Here is a 20713-nt window from a genome sequence, read left to right as displayed (position 1 = left end):
TTGGCTCAGGCGCCGGAGGGCCGTCAAGATTAATTAGTAATTTATTTCGCGGAGGGTGTGCCCCGGGGCGAACAAGCCCCCGGGGCACACCCGTTGCCACGGGGTGAAACCGGGTCATACAGTGACGCGGCGATGCTTCGGCATGTCAGTGAGTTCGTGCTTCGGTGGGTCGGTGCTTCGACGCTTCGGTGAGTCGGCGCGTCAGCACGTCGGTGCGTGGGTGAGAGCGCGGCTCAGAGGCCGGTCTGGTGCACGCGCCCGTCCACCCCGCGGAAGGCGGCCAGCACGCCGCCGTCCGGCCCGGCCACGGCACCGAGCGCCCCGTCGAAGGCGCCGCTGACGAAGCCGTCGACCTTGCTCCAACCGGCCCAGCCGCCGGATGCCGTCCAACTGCGGGTCCACAGCGTGTAGTCACCGGCCCGTGCGTACAGGTGCACCGTGCCGCCGGACGCCACCAGCGTCGGACTGCCGCTCACCGTGCCGCCGAGGGACGTCCAGTCGGACCACTCGCCGGAGGTGTCGCGCGTCCGCTCCCAGACCGCGTCGTCGGAGGTGCGCACGGCCACGTGCAGGCGGCCCGCGTCGTCCACGACGCCGGAGGGGCGGCCGGTGAACGCCTTGTCCTGCGGGGCGCCCTGCGAGGTCCAGCCGGAGGACGGCCCGCGCGACCACAGCCTGCCGTCCGCGCCGCGGGCGACGAGCGTCCAGTCGTCCGGGCCGGAGAAGGCCACGGTCGGCGCGTCCGTCAGCGTGCCGCCCAGGTTCTGCCAGCGACCCCAGTGCCCGTTCGCGTACACGCGCCGGTAGGCGTTGTCGTCGGTGCCGCGCACGAAGACGTCGATCCGGCCGCCGGCGGAGGCGTACGCGGCGGGCTGGCCGAGGATCCGGCCGTGGGTCGGGCCGCCCAGATCGCTGGTGCGCGCCGTGGACCAGTCACCGTCACGGGCGGTCTGCGCCCGCAGGGACCCGTCCGTGCCGCGCGTGAAGGCGGTCATGGTGTCGCCGTCGCGCACCAGGGCCGGGCTGGCCGAGGAACGGCCGGACAGTTGCGTGCCGGGCGCCTGGTCGGTGCCGGTCAGCTTCAGGAACGCGGTGCCGTGCGCGGGGACGCGCACGGTGTAGGAACCGGTGAAGGTGCCGCGCGAGGTGCGGGCCCGCAGGTCGCGGACGCCGACCGCGCCCGTCAGGCCGGCGTCCGCGAACGTCACCGTGCGGTCCTGCGCCTGGTCGGAACGGTTGAGCAGGACGACCGCCCGGCTGCCCGCGCCCTGGAGGACCTTGCTGTAGACGTCGCCGACGGAGTCGGTGGCCACGCGGGCGCCCTGGATGCCCAGCGGGTCCTGGTCGACGGCGATGATCTCGGGGTTGCGCAGGGTGTCGAGCATGGACTGCGACAGGGTGCGCGGGTCGCTGCCGAGCATCAGCGGCGAGGCCATCTCGGCCCACATCACGAACTGGGTGGTGGACTCCTCCTGGTCGAGTTCGTAGCCGCCGTCGGCGAGCTTGCGCATCGGGATGAGGTAGTCCGGGTCGTTCCAGTGCCCGGGTCCCTGGGCCTCGGGGTGCCAGGCGTTGGCATCCATGTTGCGCAGGATGTTCGGCCACTCCCCCGCCGTCGGGGTGCCCCAGGCGATGTCCGTGCCCGTGCGCCAGGAGTCGGCGGTCGTCGGCCCGTAGACGAAGGTGTTGTGCGCGTCCTGCGCGGGGGTGTGGGACATGCCCCAGTCGTCGGTGAGCGGGTTGCACAGGTTGAGCAGCATCTTCCGGCCGGACTTGGCGACGGCGTCGCTGAACTCCTTGAAGGCCGTGCCCGGATCGAGCCCGGCGCCGATGCCGCACAGGAAGTCCGCCTTGATGGCGTCCACCTTCCACTCCGCGAACTGCCGCGCGTCCTGGGTGTAGTGGCCGCGGCTGCCGAGCCCGCACCACGTGCCGCCGTCGTACTCCCCCGCGTCGGTGTAGATGCCGGCCTTGAGGCCGCGCTGGTGGAGGTACGTCACGAGGGCGGGGATGCCGGAGGGGAAGCGCGTGGGACTGGCCACGAGCCGACCCGTCTCCGGATCGCGCGGCTGGTCGGCCTGCCAACCGCCGTCCAGCCAGACGATGTTGTATCCGCTGTCGCGCAGCCCGCTGCTGACGAGGTAGTCGGCGACCTTCTTGACCTGGTCCTCCGTCGGGGCGCCGAGCCCGTAGTAGGTGTTCCATCCCATGTACGGCGTGGAGGCGAGGCCGCTGTCGTAGTACTGCGGCGCACCCTGGTCGTCCGCGGCGTGTGCCGCCGGAACGGCCGACCCGACCAGTGCCGCGGCGCCGAACACCGCCGCGACCCGCCGCACGCGCGCCATGTCTGCACGATGCGAAGTCACTTGATTCTCCCGAGAGTTGGGGGACACGAGGCACCCCCGATCCGGCCGTTGCGCCGGGGGTCGGTGCCACGGCGGAAACTGTGCCCAGCCCCTCGGGACCTGTCAATATTAATTGCTAATTAACTTATAAACGCGCTCTCAAGAGTGGCGCGACGGGCGCGCCCAGAGGCTGTCGGACGGAGACCCAGGCATCCGTGCCCGGTACGGCACCGGCCCCCGCCAACGCCGCAGGGTGCCCTCCGGACCGACCTCGTACGGCGCGCCGCAGACACCGCGCGCAACAGCCACGCGTCGGCGGGCGTGTGCACGGGCAGCCCTGTCGCCGTGGAGCGGACAGTACGCCGCGCCCAGATCAGCGCCGCGGTCATCGGGGCCGCGGTCGGCGGGGCGAGCCACCACCGCTTTCCCGACCTGGCCCTCACCGTGCCACCGAGCGACGTGCGATGGCGGCCCTCGATGCGGTCCCGCGGACTGCTCGCCCGCCCGGTACGGACCACCGACGCGGGCCGGGACGCCGCCAGTAGCTTGATCAAACAGGGTGCACCGATGATGTCATCGGGTTGATGCGCTCGGCGTCGCCGCATCGCGTGGGACCGGGGGCCCCGATCTGATCCGAGAGCTGACCAGTTCGACCGGCCCCCGGAACCAGCCCAGTTTCTCGACCCACCAGGTGAGGCCTGACGTACGGTACGGAGCGACGACCGCCGCGTCGGTGTCCGATCGGACCCCGGACGTCTGGCCCTCCATGACGACGTCGAACGGCCCGTGGCGGCCGCCGCGTTGGGCGCTGACGTAGGAGACGACGTCTTCCAGGTCAGCGGGCGGCATCATCTGCGTATGGCCCACCCCGGCCCGCGTGGGGAAGACGCCGTCCCACTGCGAGGCCCGCCGCATGGGGCGCCTCGCGGGCCAGGTGCCGGCGATCCACACCGGGATGCGGGGGCGTTGCGGGCTCACCGGCTGGAACGTCTGATCCGTGACGGTGAACCAGCGGCCCTCGAAGGTGAAGGGCCCGCCCGTCCACAGTCCGTCGAGGACGTGGAGGGCCTCGTCCAGTTTCTCCGCACGCACCCGCGGGTCCGGATCGTGGCCCAACGCCCGGAACTCGGCGGCGGAGGATCCCAGACCGGCGCCGAAGATCAGCCGTCCGCCACTGAGCATGTCCAGCGCGACCGTTGCGCGGGCGACCTCGGCAGGCTGCTTGAGGGCCAGCACGTTCACCATGACACCGAGTCGCAGGCGCTCGGTGTCGGCGGCGATCGCGGCGAGGGCGGTCCACGAGTCCGTGACGTGCTCGTCCGGGTGTTCCGCAACCTGGCCGTCCCAGAGGAAGAAGCCGTCCCAGCCCGACTGTTCCGCCAGCGTCGCCAGTTCGCGGAGCAGACCCGGATCCGCGTACTCGCGCCGGTTCGGCAGTCCCACGGCGTAACGCAGCGGCTGTTGTGGCGTGACGTCCATCGGTCCTCGCCTTCCTGGTCGGACACGGTGGTCGGCTCCAACTCGAGCGCCCGTCACGATGATCCCGGCTGAACAGTCACCCCGGCAAATAGAGCAAGGGGAGCAAAAAACGCACCGCGGCCGCTGGCGCCCCGTCGCCCGAACGATCGCCTGTATCGGCCACCGACTACCTGCGAATCACAGCGGCCCGACGATCGAATGCCTACGATCCCAACCGGCCCAGACGATCGAGGGCCCACTATCGCAGCAGGTCAGCGGCGCCTCCGCATGCCACGGGCCGGCAACGATGCTACGTTTCACTGCGGGCCGGAATCGCGGGAAGCGATTCCGATGATCTCCCCGCGCGGCGGCGTTCTCCCCGACGAGACGGCGCGCCGTCCCCCCTTCACATCGGTGATCGAGCGGAGCCCCTCGGCGGCCGCGACCTGCGGCTTGCTCGCGGCTGGCTGCTGGCTGCTTGCTGCCTGCTGCTTGCTTGCAGCTCGCGGCCTGCGGCTGAGCACAGGGCGCCTCCGACGCCCGCGAGGGCCCGCGAGGCCCGGCCTTGTGCCGCTCGCACCCGTCACCGCCGTCCGCATCCATCAACTCCGCCCGCACCTATCACCTCCGGACGGAACAGCACCGGAGGAGAAAGGAGCAGCGATGCCCGAGAGCAGTGCAGCTTCGAGGATCAGTCCACGGTCTTTGATCAGCGTCGTCGTGCCGTGTTTCAACGAGCAGGATGTTCTGCCGCAGACCTACGAGCGGTTGACGGCCGTGATGAGTCGTCTGCCCGACTGCGACCACGAGTTGGTCCTGGTGGACGACGGCAGCACGGACCGTACGTGGGAGGTGCTGCGAGAGCTGGCGGCCAACGACTCCCGACTCCATCTCGTGCGGTTCAGCCGGAACTTCGGCCACCAGTGCGGACTGCTGGCGGGGCTCCGCGAGGCCGTCGGCGACGCGGTGGTCATGATCGACGCGGATCTCCAGGATCCGCCGGAGGTCGTTCCCGAACTCGTGGGCAGGTGGCGGCAGGGCTGGCCCGTCGTGTCCGCCCGCAGGACCTGCCGAGAGGGCGAGTCCTGGTCCAAGCGTGGCTCCGCCTATGCCTTCTACCGGCTCCTGGACATGCTGGCCGACCAGCCGGTGGCCAGGGACACCGGTGACTTCCGGCTCCTCGACCGCAGCGTGGTCGACCTGATCGCGACCCTCCCCGAGCGCAGGCTCTTCCTGCGCGGCCAGATCAGCTGGGCCGGCTTCCCCGAGACCACGGTGGAGTACGTCCGTCGGCCCCGCCCCGCGGGGACGTCCAAATACGGCATCCGCCGTCAACTGGCCCTCGCCCACCAGGCGCTGATGAGCTGCTCCGCCTTCCCGGCCCGGCTTCCCGTACTCGCCGCGGCCACGGAGCTGGGCGTGGCCGTCGCCGGATCCCTGGTCGGCCACAAGGCACCGCGGGGCACCTGGGCGGTGGGCGTCCAACTGCTCTGCCTCGGTGTGCTGGCGGACTACGCGTTCCAGGAGTACGACCAGATGCGAGGCCGTCCCGCCTACCTGGTCCGCCAGAGCGTGCCGGGCCGGTCCGCGGCCCGGACCGCGCGCACCGCGGCTCCCGGGGAGTTCCCGCCTTCCCACGCCGGCTCGGGCCCCGCCCGGCCCGACGACCAGGCGGCGGCCTCGTGACCGGCCGGATGCCGCGCCCGGCCCCGCAGGAGAGCCGGCTGCCCGCCGCCCAAGCCCGCGCCCTGGACCGTGACGACGAAGCACTCACCCGAGCGCCCGGCGACGAAGTCCTGGTCATCGGCGGCGGGTTCACCGGCCTGGCCGCCGCGCACGAGCTGGCGCGGGCCGGGGTTGCCTGCCGGGTGCTGGAGTGCGAGCCGTATGTCGGCGGTCTGGCAGGGTCCTTCGAGGTCGAGGGAGCCCGGCTGGAACGCTTCTACCACCACTGGTTCTCCTCGGATCTGGAGGTCCAGCGGCTGTGCGCGGAACTCGGCTGCTCTCACCTCCTCCAGCAGCACCGGACGCAGACCGGCGTGTACTACGCGAACTCGGTGTACCGGCTCTCGAGCCCGTGGGACGTGCTGCGCTTCGCCCCGCTCCCCCCGCGCGACCGGGTCCGGCTGGGCTGGTCCGCGGTACGGGCCCGCCAGGTGAAGCACTGGCGGGACCTGGAGGACCTCACGGCCCGCGAGTGGCTGCTGGCGCTGAGCGGGCCGAAGGTCTACGAGACGGTCTGGCGCCCCCTGCTGGAGGGCAAGTTCGGCGAGTACGCGTCCGAGGTCGGCGCCACCTGGATGTGGACCAAGCTCCACCTGCGAGGGGGCAGCCGGTCCCACAGCGGCCGCGAGGTTCTCTACTACCTGCACGGTGGCTGCGCCGCCCTGCTGGACGCCTGGACCTCGCGCCTGTCCGAACTGGGCGTCCGGATCTGCACGAGCACCCCCGTACGGCAGGTGCTGACGGACGACCACGGGGTGTACGGAGTCCGCACCGACACCGGCGTACTTCCCGCACGCCGGGTCCTGGCCACCACGGCACCGGACCTGCTCGCCCGTCTGCTCGCCCCCACCGACACGGGACCGCCGGCCCATCCCGACGCGCCCGCCGTCCGTCGCCGGCTGTCCTCGATCCCCTATCTCGCCAACCTGTGCCTGGTGCTGGAGAACGACCGCCCGCTGTCGGACACCTACTGGCTCAACGTCACCGACCCGTCGTTCCCCTATGTCGGTGTCATCGAGCACACCAACCTGGAAGGCTCCGACGCCTACGCCGGGCGCCATCTCGTCTACCTCTCCGCCTACCTGCCGACCAGCGCGGAGCTGTACCGGATGGACGACGACGCCGTGTTCGAGGCCAGCCTCCCGCATCTGCGCCGCATGTTCCCGCAGTTCCACCGCGACTGGGTCCGGCGCCACCACGTCTGGCGGGCCGACCACGCCCAGCCGGTCGTCACACCGCACTACTCCGACCGCATCCCGGCGATGGAGACCGACCTGCCCGGGCTCTATCTGGCCAGCATGGCCCAGGTGTACCCCCAGGACCGGGGCACCAACTACGCCGTACGGCAAGGGCGGCACGCGGGCCGCCTGATCGCCGACCGGATGCGCACCGCCCGCCGTACCGGCCCCCACCCGCTGCCCGACGCCGGACACGGCACGGGCCCGCGGTCCGGCCCCGAGGAAGGGACGCCATGAACTCCCTGATCAGCACCGAGGAATGCGAGCGCATGCCCATCGCGCGCATGCACGAGCTCTACCGTCGTCATGTCAGCAGTGGCCAGGTGACCCTGCTCTCGGCCTTCGGATTCGGCCGGGACGCCGTGGACAGCGCCTCGGGCTGCTGGATCACCCTGCGCGACGGACGGCGCGTCCTGGACTTCACCGGCGGGATCGGCGTCCTGAACCACGGCCACAACCACCCCCGCATCCTCGCCGCTCGCAGACGCTTCCAGGAACTCCAGCGCATGGAAGTGCACAAGAACTACTTCTCGCCGTACGTCGCCGCGCTCGGCCACAACCTGTCCCAGCTGCTGCCCGCGGATCTCGACGTCAGCTACTTCCCCAACTCGGGCGCGGAGGCCGTCGAGGGCGCCCTCAAGATGGCCTACAAATACCACCGCGGCCATCGCGGCACCGTCCTGCACAGCGACATCGCCTTCCACGGCAAACTGCTCGGCGCCGGAAGTCTCACCACCTCGCCGGAGGTGCACTTCAGCTTCCCCAAGATCCCCGGCACGGACAGCTTCGCCTTCGACGACCTCCCCTCCCTCAGGCTGGCCCTGGAGCGGCACACCACGCCCGAGGGAGGAAGCGACGTCTACGCCCTGGTGCTGGAACCCTTCAGCGCGTCCAGCCTGCGCGAGTGCTCGCCGGAGTTCCTGCGCGAGGCACGCCGGCTGTGCACCGAGCACGACATCGTCCTGATCTTCGACGAGGTCTACACCTCCTGGGGCAGGACCGGTTCGCTCTTCCACTTCATGCGCCACCCGGGCCTCGTCCCGGACGTCGTCACCACCTCCAAGTCCTTCGGCGGCGGCAAGGCGTCCATCTCCGGCTACGTGGCCAGGGAGCCCGTCTTCCGCCGGGCCTACGACTCGCTCCCGGACGCCACCCTGCACAGCACCACGTACTACGGATTCGGGGAGGAGACGGTCACCGCGCTGGAGGCGGTGGCGATCACCGTCGAGGACGACTACCCCGCCCGGGCCCGCCGCCTCGGCGCACGGCTGCACCGCGGCCTCACCACCCTCGCCGCCGGCCACCCGCATCTCGTCGCGGAGGTCCGCGGCACCGGCGCGCTCCACGGCGTCGTCCTGCGCCACGGTCCCGCCGCCCTCGACCACGCGCTGCGGCTGCTGCCGTCCTCCTTCGCCCGCGACCCGCAGGCCCGCGCCAAGCTGGCCACCGCCGCCGTGGTCGCGGACCTCTACCGCAGCCACGGCGTGCTCACCTACTACGGCTCCAACCACGACCTGCCCCTGATCGCCGCGCCTCCGCTGGTGGCCGAGGACTCCGACGTCGACCTCTTCCTGGAAGCGCTCGACGCGACCCTGGCCAAGGGAATGCCCCGTCTCCTGGCCGGCCTGGTCAGGGAGAAGGTCGCCGCATGACGTCCACGGCGATCCGCCCCGCACCGCCCGCCGCCGAAGGGTCCTCCCCTCCCGCGTGCGAGAACCGTCGACTACGGCTCTGGGAACGACGCGTACGGACTGCAGGACTCCCGCGGTTCTGGGCGGGCCGCTGCACCGCCCTGTCCGAACCCGCCCGCCGGGCGGCCGCGATCCGGCACACGGCCGCCACCTTCGCCGCGCTCCCGACGCCGTACCGCCTCGTACTCGCCCTGCTGTTGCGCCTGTTCCCGGTCGCCGTCGTCCTCGCCGACCCCCTGGCCCCGCTGCACGGCACCCCGGACCGGGCCCGACTGCAACGCCTCGCCGACCGTCTCGGCACAGTGCCCGGCTGCGCCGAACTGCTCAAGGCGAGCAGCGCACTGGCCCTGTACGGCGCTCTGGACACACCCTCCCCCGCACGACGGAAGGCGCCCGGATGACCAGGACCACCGCCACCGTACGCTGCGACGCACTGGTGATCGGCTCGGGCGCCGGAGGCAGCACCGCGGCCCTCGAACTCGCCGCCGCCGGCCGGGAGGTCCTCGTCCTCGAGGAGGGCCCGCTCATCTCGCAGTCGCGGATCACCCAGTCGTCCGCGCCGGAGAATCTTCGCCGGCTCTACCGCCAGGGCGGTCTGGTGCCCATCCACGGCACACCCACCATCCCCTTCGGCGAGGCGCGTTGCGTGGGGGGAACCACCGTCGTGAACGGAGGGCTGCTCTGGCGTCCCCCCGACCGCCTGCTGGATCACTGGGCGTCCGCGGGCGTCGACGGCTTCCGGGCCCACCATCTCGCCCCTCACCTGACCGAGGTGGAGCGGCGCCTCGGCGTCGTCGACCAAGGGCCCGGCCACGGAAACCTCGACTCCGTGCTGCTCGCCGAAGGGGCCGACCGGCTGGGGTGGCGCTGGGCCCCGGCCCGCAGAGCGGTGCGAGGCTGCCGGCACGCCAACCGGTGCGTCACCGGCTGCCCCACCGGGGCCAAGCAGAGCATGCTGGTGAGCTACCTGCCCTCCGCCGAACGGCTCTCAGCGGTCGTCCAGCCGGACACCCGGGTCGTCCGGCTCGACCACGACGGCACCCGGGTCACGGCCGTGCACGCCCTGCGCGGCGGCCAACGCCTGCGCTACCTCCCCCAGACCGTGTTCCTGGCCGCGGGCCCCGTCGGCACCGCGCTGCTCCTACGGCGCAGCGGCATCGGCGGACGCGGCCCGGGCCGGGCCATCGCCTTCCACGTCAACTTCCGCACCGTGGCGAGATTCAGCGAGCCGGTCCGCGCCGACGAGGGCACCATCTTCACCGCGCAACTCAAGGAGTTCACCGACCGGGGCATGCTGGTGATGCCCGCGAACCTGACGCCGGGGTCGGTCGCCGCGGCCCTGGCCGCCCACCCCGCCGGGACCGTGGACCGGATCCTGGCCCAACTCGACCACATCGCCGTCTACACCACCCAGGTGAGCGTCCGGAGCGCCGCCAGGCTGTCGGCGGTACCCGGCCTCGGCGCGGTCCTTCGCCACCGCCTGACCGGGAGCGACCGCGACACCCTGCGGTCCGCCTTCCGGCACACCGCCGAACTCCTCCTGGAGGCCGGCGCGGTCGAACTCCTGCCGCCCACACCCACCAGCCTCACCACGGCGGCACAAGCGACCGACTTCGCGCTGCACGCCCGTCCCGAGACCTGGGACCTCATCTCCGTCCACGCCATGGCGTCCTGCCGGATGGGCCCACCCGCCCTCGACGGGGTGTGCGACACCCAGGGACGCCCGCACGGCTTCACGAACCTGCGGCTGTGCGACGCGAGCATCCTGCCCGGGGCCACGGGCATCAGCCCGCAGGAGACCATCATGGCCTTCTGCCGCCTGATGACGACCCGATACCTGGACCATCCCACCGGCTAGCCTCGCCGCCACCCTTGAGCACGGCCGGGCTTCGGGCCGAAGAGGCTCTGTGTGTGACCACTACGTCCGAGGCGACTGGAACGGCTCCTCGATCATGAGGCCGTCGCCGTGGAGGAACTCCCGGGCACCGCGGATCCTGACCCGCAACCTCTGCTGCGTCGCGCGGCTGTCGAGGCGCACGTCGAGGGGCCCGGGCAGGGCGGTGTCGGCTCGTCGCCCGGCGGGCAGACGCGCACTGCCAAGTCCCTGACGCCGGGCGATGAGCACACCAAGGTCGTAGCGACTCACGGCATCCGGCCCGGCGAGGTGGAACACCCCGGCCGCGTCGGACAGCACGATCTCCCACATGGCGGCGGCCAGGTCCTCGACATGCATCAGCACCACCACCGCCGCGACCGGCGACCGGCGACAGCCTCGCCCTCAAGTGACCCGGGCAGGTCCGGCTCCCGGATCCGTCCGGGAGCCGGACCTGCCCTGCCGCACGCGGCGACACCGTCTACTTGAGTGCGACGGAGTCTCCGCCGGACACGATCTGCGCGGTGGTCGTCGTACCGGGGAAGTACCAGCGCCAGGTGCCCGCCGATGTGGCCGTCACCTTGGTGCTGAGAAGACCGGTGCTGTTGGTCTTGACGGTCTTGACCGTGCTGTACGTCGACGAGGCGGCCTTCTTGAACTGCAGCTGTACCGACTGCCCTGCGAAGCCGTGGTACTTGAGGTCTTCCCAGTTGGCCCGGGACAGTTTGCCGGTGACGGTGACCGTGCCGCCCTTCGCGACCGGCTCGGGTGCCGCGTCCGTCGTCAGCTTCGAGGCGCGCTTGAGCTTGTACTGGGCGATGTTGTCCGAGATCCAGTAGTCGCCGTCGTTGGCCTTGACGGTGGCGTTGACGGTCCAGTAGCCGGCGTCGTTGTTCTGGTCGGAGTCCGAGTAGCCGCCGATCCACGCGGGAACCACTGTCATGGTCGCGGTGCACACCGAGGTCGTGGACGTCTTCTTCTGGCACGTCGTGCCGGTCCAGTCGATGAAGCCGTGGCCGGTGGTCCGGTTGAAGGTGCTGGCGTGCGAGAGGCCCTTGACCCCGGAGTTGTCCGTGATGGTGATGGCGATCGGAAAATTGATCGTCTTTTCCGTTCCCACCAGGACGTTCGTGCCGCCGTCGACGACGGCCGAGACGACGCGGATGTCGCCCTTGCCCTCGGCGCGCGCGGCACTGGGCGTCAGCAGCACCAGTGCTGCCGCGCCGACCATGGGCGCCCAGGCGGATCTTCGTCGCGCCGTTGCCTTGTTCTGCATGTCCCTCCCTGTCGTGCACCGATCAGTTGATCAGTGCCGAGAGAGTACCGACACGGGTCACGAGAGGCCCGGCCCGGTCGGTGTCCCGCCGCACCCGGCCTCCGGGACCCAGCGGACGCCGGGACGGTCCGGTCTCACGAGCGCGCCGCGGACGTCCTGCGGCTGCTCATGAGCGAGTTCCAGGGGCTCATGGCGCTGCCGGGGACGCCCGCCATGGCCGACTCCGAGCGGTCCAGAGTGATCCTTCCCGGGGCGGCGCCCGCGTCTCCCTCTGACGCCGCGCGTCCACCCGGACACCCGAAGGCGCCGTCGACCCTCACCGCTTTGCATCCGACGGGGTCCAAGGTGCGTTGTTGTACGGTCGTCGGGAGCGCGACGTCAGCCGAGCTGTCCGGTCGGCCGCATGGTGATCTGGTTGATGTCCACGCCCGCGGGCTGGTTGACGGCGTAGACGATCGTGTCCGCGATCTTCTCGGCGGTCATCGCCGGCGCCGCCTCGGGGGTCCCGCCGCGCTCGTCCCAGAACGGGGTGTCCATCACCCCAGGGGCGATGACGGTCACGCCGACTCGGTGACGGCCACGCGGTGGCGCTGCCCGTTGGCCGTGCCCCCTCGGGTACTGCTCGGTGAGGTTGGCCCCGGCGTCACCGTGGGTCCTCGCCAGGGCCGTGAGGACGATTTGGCGTTCGCGCCGCGCAGCATACGTCGTACCCGGGATCACTGCCCGGCATCGGCCTCGGGGCCCCACGCCTTCCTCCACCAACAGGTCAGGTTGCGCTCGGTGGTGAGGGTGTCGGGGTGGTCCGGGCCCAGCGTCCGCGACCGGGCCTCCAGGAGTTCGCCGTAGGCCTGGGTGGCTCCCGCCGCGTTGCCCGCCTTCCCCAGCCAATGGGCGAGGCGGTCCAGGCTGGTGAGGGTGTCGGGGTCGTCCGGGCCCACCGTCCGCGACCGGGCGTCCACGAGGTGGGCGTAGGCCTGGGCGGCCCCGTCCGCATCCCCTGCCTCTCCCCGCCAGTGGGCGATGCTGTCCAGGCTGCTGAGCGTGTCTGGATGGAACGGGCCCAGCGTCCGCGACTGGCCGTCCAGGAGTTCGCCGTAGGCGCGGGCAGCCCCGGCCGCGTCCCCCGCCTCCCCCCGCCAGTGGGCGAGGCAGTGCCACGTGTCAAGGGTGGACGCGTGGTCCCGGCCCTGCACCCGGGCCCTGTCGCGCAGGAGTTCCGCGAAGGCGTCGGCGGCCGCGGCCGCGTCGCCCGCCTCTCCCCGCCACCAGGCGAGCTCTTGCCGCGCGACGAAGGTGTGGGCGTGGTCCGGGCCCAGCACTCTCAGCTCGTGCTCGAGGAGTTGGGCGAAGGCGTCGGCGGCTCCGGCCGCGTCCCCCGCCTTCCCCAGCTGGTGGCCGAGGCTGTACCGGGTGGCGAAAATGGACCAGTCGTCCTGTCCTGGCATGCGCAGTTGGTGCTGGAGGAGCTTGGCGTAGGTGTCGGCAGCCCCGGCCGCGTCCCCCACCTCCCTCTGCCACCAGGCGAGCCCTTCCCGGGCGGTGAAGGTGGAGGGGTGGTCCGGGCCGAGGTGGCGGGTGGTGGCTTCGGTGAGCTGCTCGAAGTAGTTCGCGGCAGCGGTGGTCTGGCCGGACTCTCCGAGGTTCCAGCCTGCCCGGTGGAGCACGGGGTGGGCGTCGGGCTCGTACAGCGCGTCCTCGGCGGTGGTGGCGAGGGCGGCGGTGTTGGCGCGCAGGGCTGTGGCGAGGGCGGTGTAACGCTCGGTCTCGGGCCAGGCGCCGAGGAGGGCGTCCGCGGCGGTCCGGGCCAGCTGGTGGCGCTGGGCAGGGGTGAGGCTGTCGCGGACGGCGCGCTGGACGAGCTGGTGGACGCGGACCGCCTGATGGGGTCTGTCGGCGCTGTGGTCGATGAGGCTGAGCCTGCGCAGCGCCCCCAGGGCCAGTTGGACCTGTTCCGCCGTGACCGGACCGGCGGCGGCCAGGTGGCCGGTCAGGTGGGTGAGGGCGGGTTGGCTGGTCAGGACGGTGGCGGGGATGCCGTTGGGGCTGAGGAAGGCGGCGAGCTGGAGCACGGGGCGGGCCAGGCCGGCCGGGCGCAGGGTGTCGGCGCGTTCCAAGGACAGGGTCCAGGTGGCGGCCACGGTGTGGGTCTGGTCGTCGGGCAGGGTGTCGGGGGCGGTGTCGGCCAGGGCGCGGGTGCGGTCGCTGAGCAGGTCCCGGTAGGCGCGACAGCCACTGCCGGTGTCGATGAGGTAGGCGACGGCCTGCGACAAGGCCAGTGGCAGACAGCCCAGATCCTCCGCGAGGGCGGTGAGCTCCGGCTCGGGTTCGTGACGGCCGAACCTGGCCAGGGCGCTGGTGAGGTGGGCCAGGGCCTGGTCGGGGGTGAACAGGCCGATCTCGATGAGACGGCGGCCGCCTCCGGTGAGGGCCGCGTCCTTGCGGCGGGTGGTGGCGACGGTGCGGCCCTGCGGGCTGGAGGGCGGCCACAGTCCGCGCAGGTCGGCGGGATCGGCGATGTCGTCCAGGACGACCAGCCACCGGCACGGCGCCTGCTGCGGCTTGGGTTCCAGCCACGCCAGGAATCTCTGAGCCGCCCTTTCCGGGCCGCCGTTGTCCAGACCGCCCTCTTCCGCTCCGAGCAGTTCGACGCCGGCCTGCCCGTACCCGGTCACGGCGGCCGTACGGCTGCTCGCAGTGATCCACACCAGCACGTCCAGCTCGCCCTGCTGCCAGGCGGTGCGGGCGTAGTGGGCGGCAAGCTGGGTCTTGCCGACCCCGCCCATCCCCACCAGCACCCCGCCCACCCGTGCCTGGTGAGCGGATTCGACGACCGCTGTCCCGCCGGTGGCCAGGAGCTGGGCCAGCCGGTCGGTCTCGGCCCGGTCCTGGAACCATTGCGCCCGAGGCGGTACGACCCCGACCTGATGCGGCCAGGGAGCGGGTTCGCGCGGCGCGGCGTGATGGTGCTGGTGGAGGTGGCCGATACTCTCCGCGGCAACGCTGCCGGCCGTCGCGATGATGACTCTGCCCGAGCCGTCGTACGAGGCGCCGGGCGGGCTGGTGAGGTCGGTGCCGGGTGCGGTCAGCCCTGGTCCGGGCCCGGCCGGTGAGGGTGTGGCGCGGACCCGATCGTCACGTCGCCCATCCTCAGCGCGGCAGCCGAGCCGCGATCTGCCGTGATGTCCACGCTGCCGGCGACGGCCTGGCCGTCGTCGGACGCCGACACGCCACCGGACACGGTCGCTGCCGTCCCGGTGGCCTGCAACTGCTCCACCAGGGCCAGCAGGGCCTGGGTGAAGTCCGGGTCGTGCTCGGCAGCGTCCTCCAGGGAGTCCGTCAGTCGGCGTCTGGTCCGTTCCGAGGGCTCGCCCTGCCCGGACTCGGCCTCTTCCGCCGCCCGCTCCAGCGCGGGATCGCGTCCCAACTTGCGGCTCACCAGGTCGTGAAGCCGTTCCATGCCTGCGTCCAGCCCGCGGTCGACCTCCGCGTCCGCCCCCCTCGCCAGCCGCCCGGCCTTGCGCACCAGCCACGCGAAGACATACCCGACCGCGACCTCGATGCCCGTCATACGCCCCCCTCACCGAGCTGTGACCATGCGTCAGACACTAATCCTCCGCCGGCCCCGCGTGGTCGAAACCGACCCGCACCGGCCCGCCCGCAAAAACGGCAGCCAGCCGGCAATCGCGACCGCCGGCGGAGCAGGTGCGGGAAGCTGGTCCACAGACGCTCCCGCTTGATGGGCGGCAGGCCCGCCCGCCTCGGCCACAGCGCCGACGGCAGCCCCGGCAGGAGCAGCTGCGGGGCTCGGGCTACGGCACCCGCAGCCGCCACTCCTGCGGCAAACGGCGGCCGGGAAGGATCCGGATGCCAGCCCGGCCGCGCAGCGCCGAGACGGTGCGCACGCCCGCCGAACGCCGCGGCGCTGGAGCACGCCGGACCGGGCCGCGTTCGTCTGCTTGCCATCGGGGATCACGCCGCCGTACATTCCCTGGACTCGGCTTGTCCAGCCGCTGCGTCTATCCCCCTTTGAGCACATGAGGAGCGCCCGGTATGACGGGTGTACTGGCGGTTGCAGGCGGCACCGCGTCCGGCAAGTCCACCCTTGCCGAGGCCCTGTCGCTGCAGCATCCCGAGAGCGTGGCACTGGTCCATCTGGACGACTACTACGTGCCCGCGCACGACCGGCTGAACGGTGTGTGGACCGTCAGTGCCGACGGGCACCCCGTCCTCGACTGGAACCATCCGGGATCGATCGACGAGAGGGCGGCGGCGCACGCCGTCGACGCGGCGCTGCTGCGGCCCGGGGTGCGGCTGGTGGTAGTCGAGGGCCTGTTCGCGCTGTCACTGCCGTCCGTGCTCCGGCGGGCGGCCTGGCGGGTGTACGTCGAGACGCCCGACGACATACGCCTGGCGCGCAAGATCCTGAGGAAGATCGAGGTCCAGCGGCAGGACCCCGGACTGTCCCTGCGCAACTACCTGCAGACCGGCAGGGATCGCCACGCGGACCATGTCGCGCCCTCCCGGGCAGCGGCCGATCTGGTCGTGGACGGGACCGCGAGCGAGGCGGAGATGCTGGCGGCCGTCATGCCGCTGATCGGCCCGGCCCTCGCGCAGTCGCCCGCGGCACCCTCGCAGGCACGAGGGGTGCGCGCTGTGCCCGGTGCCTCCGCAATCCCGGCACTCGCCGTGTGACGCGTCCCGAGGACGTACGCCCCGGCGAGGAACACCGCATGAACGCCCCGTCCGGCCCTACGACGCCTGACAAGCCCCGAACCCCGCCGCCGCCGGCCCAGGCCGTACGGACACCCTCACCGGCGGCCGGCCCCGACCGTGGAACGAGCAGTGTGCCTCCCGCCCGCGACCTTCCCCACGCACGCGGTGAGCAGAGCCCGCGGTGGGTCGCCGCGTACGCCGAGGGACCGTCGCCGCGAGCGCGGGGGCGGCGCCGGTCCTTGGCGGCGACAGCCTCCGGTTTCGGCTGTCGCTCCGCCCGGCGTGCTCTCGGCGCGTTTTCGAGCCGGCCTCAGCCGGCCGCCCTTTTCACCAGGGCGATGATCAGCTCTTCGTCCGCCGCGGTCAGGTTCTTCAGGGCGTAGGCGGTCGGCCACACCGCGCCGTCGTCGAGTGCCGCCTGGTCGCTGAAGCCGAGCGTGGCGTACCGCGTCTTGAACTTCTCCGCGCTCTGGAAGTGGCAGACGACCTTGCCGTCCCGGGCGTACGCGGGCATCCCGTACCACAGCTTGGGCGCGAGGCCGGGAGCCGTGGCGCGGACGATCTCGTGGATCCGCTCGGCCAGGGTCCGGTCCGCTTCCGGCATCTCGGCGATCTTCGCCAGTACGTCCTGCTCCGCCGCCGCCTCCTTCTGAGCCTTCGACCCGCCGCTGCGCGCTGCCGCCTTCTTCTGCTCCTGTGCGTGCTCCTTCATAGCGGCCCGCTCGTCGGCGGTGAATCCCTCGTACTTCTCGGCGGGCGACTTCCTGGACGGCATGGCGGTCTTCCTCTCGTACGCGGTAGGACGGGGCCGTGCGGATGTGCGGTCTGGCGTCGGGACGGGCTACGCGCCGGCCTCCCAGGCGAAGCCGTCAAGGTCGGTGAAGCTGTCTTCGGTGCCGCCGAGGACGATGTGGTGCGAGCCGGTGCCTTCGGCGGGGACGCCGAGGTCCTTGGCCAGGGCGCGGCGCTTGTACAGGGCCAGTTTGGCGATGCTGGAGTCGCCGGGGGCGAACTCGGCGTACTTGCCGCCGAAGCTCTTGGCCACGGTCAGCCCCCGTCCGACGTAGAACTGCCGGGTGGCCTTCACGTCCTCGACGCCGATCAGGACCACGACCTCGTCGATCTCGAGGGCTACGGGCCCGGTGTCCTTCTTCGCCGATGTCGCGATCTTCCAGGTCGTCCCGTCCGGTGCCTGCACGACGCCGCTGTAACCCCACAGCGACTTCGCGGCGGGCTTCAGCACGGTGGCGCCGGCGCCCACGGCGGCGGCGATGAAGCCGTCCACAGCGCCGGGTCCGGCAACTGTCAGCGCCATCGTGAAGCCGCGGAAACCGGTCGTGGGGGCCGTGGAGGGCCGCAGGCGTACGCACGTGTCGACGCCGAAGGCGGTGTAGAAGACGCGGGCGGCCTCGACGTCGGCCACCTCAAGAGTGACGGAGGTGAGGGATACCCGGGCTGCGGTGGAAGTAGTGGTTGCCATGACCACCACGCTAGAGGTCGCACGGCCGCGGACGCTTCTCCGATCCTGACCAGTCTCTCGCAGCACTCGCTTCGCCGAGCAGGCCCACATCCCCGTTTCCCGGGCGATTCCTCACCCCCGGTCATCCGCCGGATGCCGGGCGGCGCAGGGGTTCAGTCGGCGGCTGCCATGGCGATCGGCGGCACGCATATCAGTGCCCAGATGAGGGCGTGGGCCACCGCGGTGGTGGTGGTCGTCCAGTGCGCGGGGTGCCAGGGGGAGAAGATGAAGAACGAGGCGATCAGGCTCCAGACGGCGGTGAACGGGGCAAGGAAGATCGTGACCGAGATGAAGAAGCGGTCTCCGGTCAGGACCAGGGGGATCGTCACGGCTCCCATCAGGAGGAACGGCGCCACCATCTGCTCCGACGAGAGGAAGGCGGTGTTGTCGTCCAGGTCGGCGGCCAGGGTTCCGTGGGTGATGGTGACGATGGTGCCGTGGTAGCTGTTGAGGGTGAGGTGGGTGCCGGCAGGGGTGCCGTCGTGGAATGCCTGGCCGACGTTCCAGGTTTCCTGCTTGCCGCCGGCGGTGGTGAAGGTGACGGTGTAGGTGCTCGTGTCCTGGTCGGACTCGACCGCTCGGTCGGTGGCGGTTCCGGCTTGTTGCGTGAGGCAGTTGGTGGTGTCCGCCCGGCTGATCTGGTCCTTGGTGCACGACGCGAGGCGGGTGTAGGCGAAGTGCTGGATGTAGGCGGCGGCGAACGTGGCAACGGCGGCCGACAGGAGCAGCAGGGAGAGCAGCATCGCTGTGCTCCGCACGGCTGCCGACGTGTTCCCGGTGCGCGCTGCGATGCGCAACCGGGCTTTCCAGGTGCGTTTCGGCTGGGGTCTCGCTGCGTAGCGAGGCTGCGCGGGGCGGGGTGCCGGTGCGGCGACCGGGAAGGGGGCGGCGACCGCCGTGCCGGAGGTGGTCGACCGGGTGGCAGCCGGGGCCTGGAGCCGGGCCGTCAGCGATTGCGCGGCCTCGTCGGGAACGGACGCGACAGGGGGATCCGTCAGTCTCGTCAGCTGCGAGCGCAGCACGCGCAACTCTCGGGAGACCTCGTCGGCCTCTCGCCGGATCTCGGTCAACTCGGCTTCCAGTGCACGGGTGTAGCCCGCCGCGTGGCTCAGCTGTCTGCCCTGCTCGTCGACTGTCCCCTTCAGACGGGCCAGTTCCTGCTCTGCCTCGACTGTGGCTCGTGCGTGCTCGGTTCGCTCACGCTCCCACGCCGAGCGCAGCGCTCTGATCTCGGCCTCCTGCTCCCGGTTGACCCGTTGCAGTGCGGCGATCTCCCGCGGGTCGTGAGCAACAGCCGTATCCGCAGCGTCACGCAGGTCCATGATGCGCTGTTGTGCGGCATGGTCCAGGCCACAGCCGTGCTCGTCGAGGCAGTCGAAGAAGTCGTGGAGCACTTCCACGGGGGCGATGCGACGGCCGCTCAGGTAGCCGGCGACCGCCTCGCCCGACAGGAAGAGGGCCTGCGCGAGCCGCGTCTCGGTGAGCCCACGCTTCTGGCCGGACGCGAAGGCCGCCGTCATCGCCAGTCCGTACTGCTCGATCACCTGGGAACCGACGTACTGGGCCACGTTGCGGGTGAACGGGAAGCGGTCAGCGGTGTCGGTGGAACCCTGCCGGGGCCGCGGAAGACCGCTGCTCAGCAGCCGGAACTGGAGGTGGGGGTAGAGAGCGCCGAAGGTGAGCCACTCGGGGGCGCCGGGGACCCCGGTCCGTACCAGCTCGATGAGTTCGCGGGTGAAGGAGGTGGCGGTCCCCGCCTGTTCAGCCAGCGGGACCACGTGTGCCGCGCCGTCGGAAGCCGCCAGAGTGTAGGCACCCTCGATGTCGGTGGTGCCGGCGGACGGGTCGGCCATCGTGTTGACGGCCCGCCCGGAGTTGCAGGAGTCCAGCACGACCGCCTTGACTCTGGCGGGACTTCCCAGCAAGAGCTGCCGGACCTTGTGGAACGTCAGGGCAGTGCTGTCCGCTTCCGAGGGGTTGGTGTCCGTCAGCGTCAGACAGAGCTGTCCGTCGGGCAGGATGATGCCGTGCCCTGCGAAGTACAGGAACAGGACGTCCGGGGTCGTCTCCACCAGCTCGCGCAGCCTGGGGACGAAGGTTCTGATGTCCTCAGGGTCCTGAAGGACCGTCACCCGCTCCTCGGGCCAGCCGCACAGACCAGGGTCGATGAGAATGTCGCGCATTCCGGCCAGGCTGTTGGCCACGGCCGGCAACGACGGCAGGCGCGGGTCCTGATATGTGCTCGTCCCTATGAGAATGGCGCGGGACGTGGTGCGGTCAGGCATCGTCACGGTCCAGCACCCGCGTGATGGCCGGCAGTGCCTCTTCGGGCCTCAAGTTCGTCGCCTCCACCGTCACGCTGTTGCCGTCCGGCGTCGACACCGTGATCTTCACATCCGAGCGACGAGTCTGAAGCCATACCGTCAGTGATCTGGCCAGTACGGCGGAGGCCCCTCCCGACCCCAACAGGACGGTCAACACACCTACACCGGCGCCGAGTTCTCCTTCACCGGGCAGACTCGCGGCACTGCGGACGAGTCCCGTCAGCTCACGCTCGCCGCGCAGCCATTCCCACAAGGCCGCGGTTTCCCCGACCTGGTCACCACCCGTCACCTTGAGTTGCGCATCAGCCACTTCAGCCCCCGTTCACCCCCGCTGCACCATCGGCAGGATGGCTAGAAACTCCCCCATCACGCACGCGCATAACCCACCGAGGCGCCGCGCACACGCACCACCCCACCATGCCGGAATCCCCCCGGGGGCAGGGCTCCTGGCCGGATGCCGACGCAGAACCCCGCCGCGGAACTGGCGCGCGCCGCTGGTCACAGGCACTGATTGAGGACTGTGACCAGCTCGCTCGCTTCGCGGCGGACCG

Annotated in this window: 17 protein-coding genes; 6 read left to right on the top strand and 11 right to left on the bottom strand. The window is 71.4% G+C overall.

Going from position 1 to position 20713, the window contains the following annotated elements; genetic code table 11:
- Nucleotides 1-233: 233 nt before the first annotated feature.
- Nucleotides 234-2345, bottom strand: coding sequence for a DUF8189 domain-containing protein (locus tag WN71_RS08510; protein WP_046582071.1), 2112 nt, complete (start codon nt 2343-2345; stop codon nt 234-236).
- 573 nt (nt 2346-2918) lie between these two features.
- A complete protein-coding gene (locus tag WN71_RS08505) occupies nt 2919-3824 on the bottom strand; it encodes an LLM class flavin-dependent oxidoreductase (protein ID WP_052742890.1) in 906 nt (301 codons plus the stop codon).
- Between the two features lie 642 nt (nt 3825-4466).
- Between WN71_RS08505 and WN71_RS08500 the strand changes: the two genes are divergently transcribed.
- The 5 genes from WN71_RS08500 to WN71_RS08480 are packed head-to-tail and all read left to right on the top strand — an operon-like array spanning nt 4467 to nt 10315.
- Nucleotides 4467-5489 carry a glycosyltransferase family 2 protein gene (locus WN71_RS08500; protein WP_167382903.1) on the top strand — a complete coding sequence of 341 codons (1023 nt, stop codon included), beginning with the start codon at nt 4467-4469 and terminating at the stop codon, nt 5487-5489.
- Entirely contained in the window at nt 5486-7003 is a 1518-nt protein-coding gene (locus WN71_RS08495) for an NAD(P)/FAD-dependent oxidoreductase (protein ID WP_063777665.1), read from the top strand. The genes WN71_RS08500 and WN71_RS08495 overlap by 4 nt, the downstream gene beginning before the upstream one ends.
- The gene (locus WN71_RS08490) at nt 7000-8418 is read left to right on the top strand and encodes an aspartate aminotransferase family protein (protein WP_046582072.1); all 1419 of its coding nucleotides are present in this window, start codon (nt 7000-7002) and stop codon (nt 8416-8418) included. The genes WN71_RS08495 and WN71_RS08490 overlap by 4 nt, the downstream gene beginning before the upstream one ends.
- Nucleotides 8415-8858, top strand: coding sequence for a hypothetical protein (locus tag WN71_RS08485; RefSeq protein ID WP_046582073.1), 444 nt, complete (start codon nt 8415-8417; stop codon nt 8856-8858). Before WN71_RS08490 ends, WN71_RS08485 begins: the two co-directional genes overlap by 4 nt.
- Nucleotides 8855-10315, top strand: a complete 1461-nt coding sequence (locus tag WN71_RS08480) for a GMC family oxidoreductase N-terminal domain-containing protein (protein WP_046582075.1) — start codon at nt 8855-8857, stop codon at nt 10313-10315. Before WN71_RS08485 ends, WN71_RS08480 begins: the two co-directional genes overlap by 4 nt.
- A gap of 60 nt (nt 10316-10375) precedes the next feature.
- Here the strand turns inward: WN71_RS08480 and WN71_RS08475 are convergent, their stop codons facing one another.
- The 5 genes from WN71_RS08475 to WN71_RS41790 all read right to left on the bottom strand — a co-directional run bounded on the left by WN71_RS08475 (nt 10376) and on the right by WN71_RS41790 (nt 15174).
- Nucleotides 10376-10702: an SDR family oxidoreductase gene (locus WN71_RS08475; protein WP_052742892.1), complete on the bottom strand. Its 327-nt coding sequence runs from the start codon at nt 10700-10702 to the stop codon at nt 10376-10378.
- A 109-nt stretch (nt 10703-10811) separates the two neighbouring features.
- Nucleotides 10812-11606, bottom strand: coding sequence for a hypothetical protein (locus tag WN71_RS08470; RefSeq protein ID WP_240529596.1), 795 nt, complete (start codon nt 11604-11606; stop codon nt 10812-10814).
- A gap of 378 nt (nt 11607-11984) precedes the next feature.
- Nucleotides 11985-12167, bottom strand: a complete 183-nt coding sequence (locus tag WN71_RS08465; RefSeq protein ID WP_071369808.1) for an SDR family oxidoreductase — start codon at nt 12165-12167, stop codon at nt 11985-11987.
- 155 nt (nt 12168-12322) lie between these two features.
- A complete protein-coding gene (gene fxsT, locus WN71_RS08460; protein ID WP_079177738.1) occupies nt 12323-14590 on the bottom strand; it encodes an FxSxx-COOH system tetratricopeptide repeat protein in 2268 nt (755 codons plus the stop codon).
- 98 nt (nt 14591-14688) lie between these two features.
- Nucleotides 14689-15174 (bottom strand): hypothetical protein, encoded by a 486-nt coding sequence (locus WN71_RS41790; protein WP_046582273.1) that lies wholly within the window; start codon nt 15172-15174, stop codon nt 14689-14691.
- 482 nt (nt 15175-15656) lie between these two features.
- Between WN71_RS41790 and WN71_RS08455 the strand changes: the two genes are divergently transcribed.
- Nucleotides 15657-16298, top strand: coding sequence for a uridine kinase family protein (locus WN71_RS08455; RefSeq protein ID WP_052742893.1), 642 nt, complete (start codon nt 15657-15659; stop codon nt 16296-16298).
- Between the two features lie 331 nt (nt 16299-16629).
- Here the strand turns inward: WN71_RS08455 and WN71_RS08450 are convergent, their stop codons facing one another.
- The 4 genes from WN71_RS08450 to WN71_RS41420 form a co-directional block, all read right to left on the bottom strand.
- Entirely contained in the window at nt 16630-17094 is a 465-nt protein-coding gene (locus WN71_RS08450) for an iron chaperone (protein ID WP_046582079.1), read from the bottom strand.
- Nucleotides 17095-17160: 66 nt separating this feature from the next.
- The gene (locus tag WN71_RS08445) at nt 17161-17799 is read right to left on the bottom strand and encodes a VOC family protein (protein ID WP_046582276.1); all 639 of its coding nucleotides are present in this window, start codon (nt 17797-17799) and stop codon (nt 17161-17163) included.
- A gap of 152 nt (nt 17800-17951) precedes the next feature.
- Nucleotides 17952-20123, bottom strand: coding sequence for a caspase, EACC1-associated type (locus tag WN71_RS08440; RefSeq protein WP_079177729.1), 2172 nt, complete (start codon nt 20121-20123; stop codon nt 17952-17954).
- Nucleotides 20116-20472 carry an effector-associated constant component EACC1 gene (locus tag WN71_RS41420; RefSeq protein ID WP_143074812.1) on the bottom strand — a complete coding sequence of 119 codons (357 nt, stop codon included), beginning with the start codon at nt 20470-20472 and terminating at the stop codon, nt 20116-20118. The genes WN71_RS08440 and WN71_RS41420 overlap by 8 nt, the downstream gene beginning before the upstream one ends.
- Nucleotides 20473-20713 lie beyond the last annotated feature (241 nt).

Source organism: Streptomyces mangrovisoli (genome assembly GCF_000974985.2).
GTDB classification, from domain to species: domain Bacteria; phylum Actinomycetota; class Actinomycetes; order Streptomycetales; family Streptomycetaceae; genus Streptomyces; species Streptomyces mangrovisoli.
This window is presented reverse-complemented; position numbering and strand designations above follow the sequence as displayed.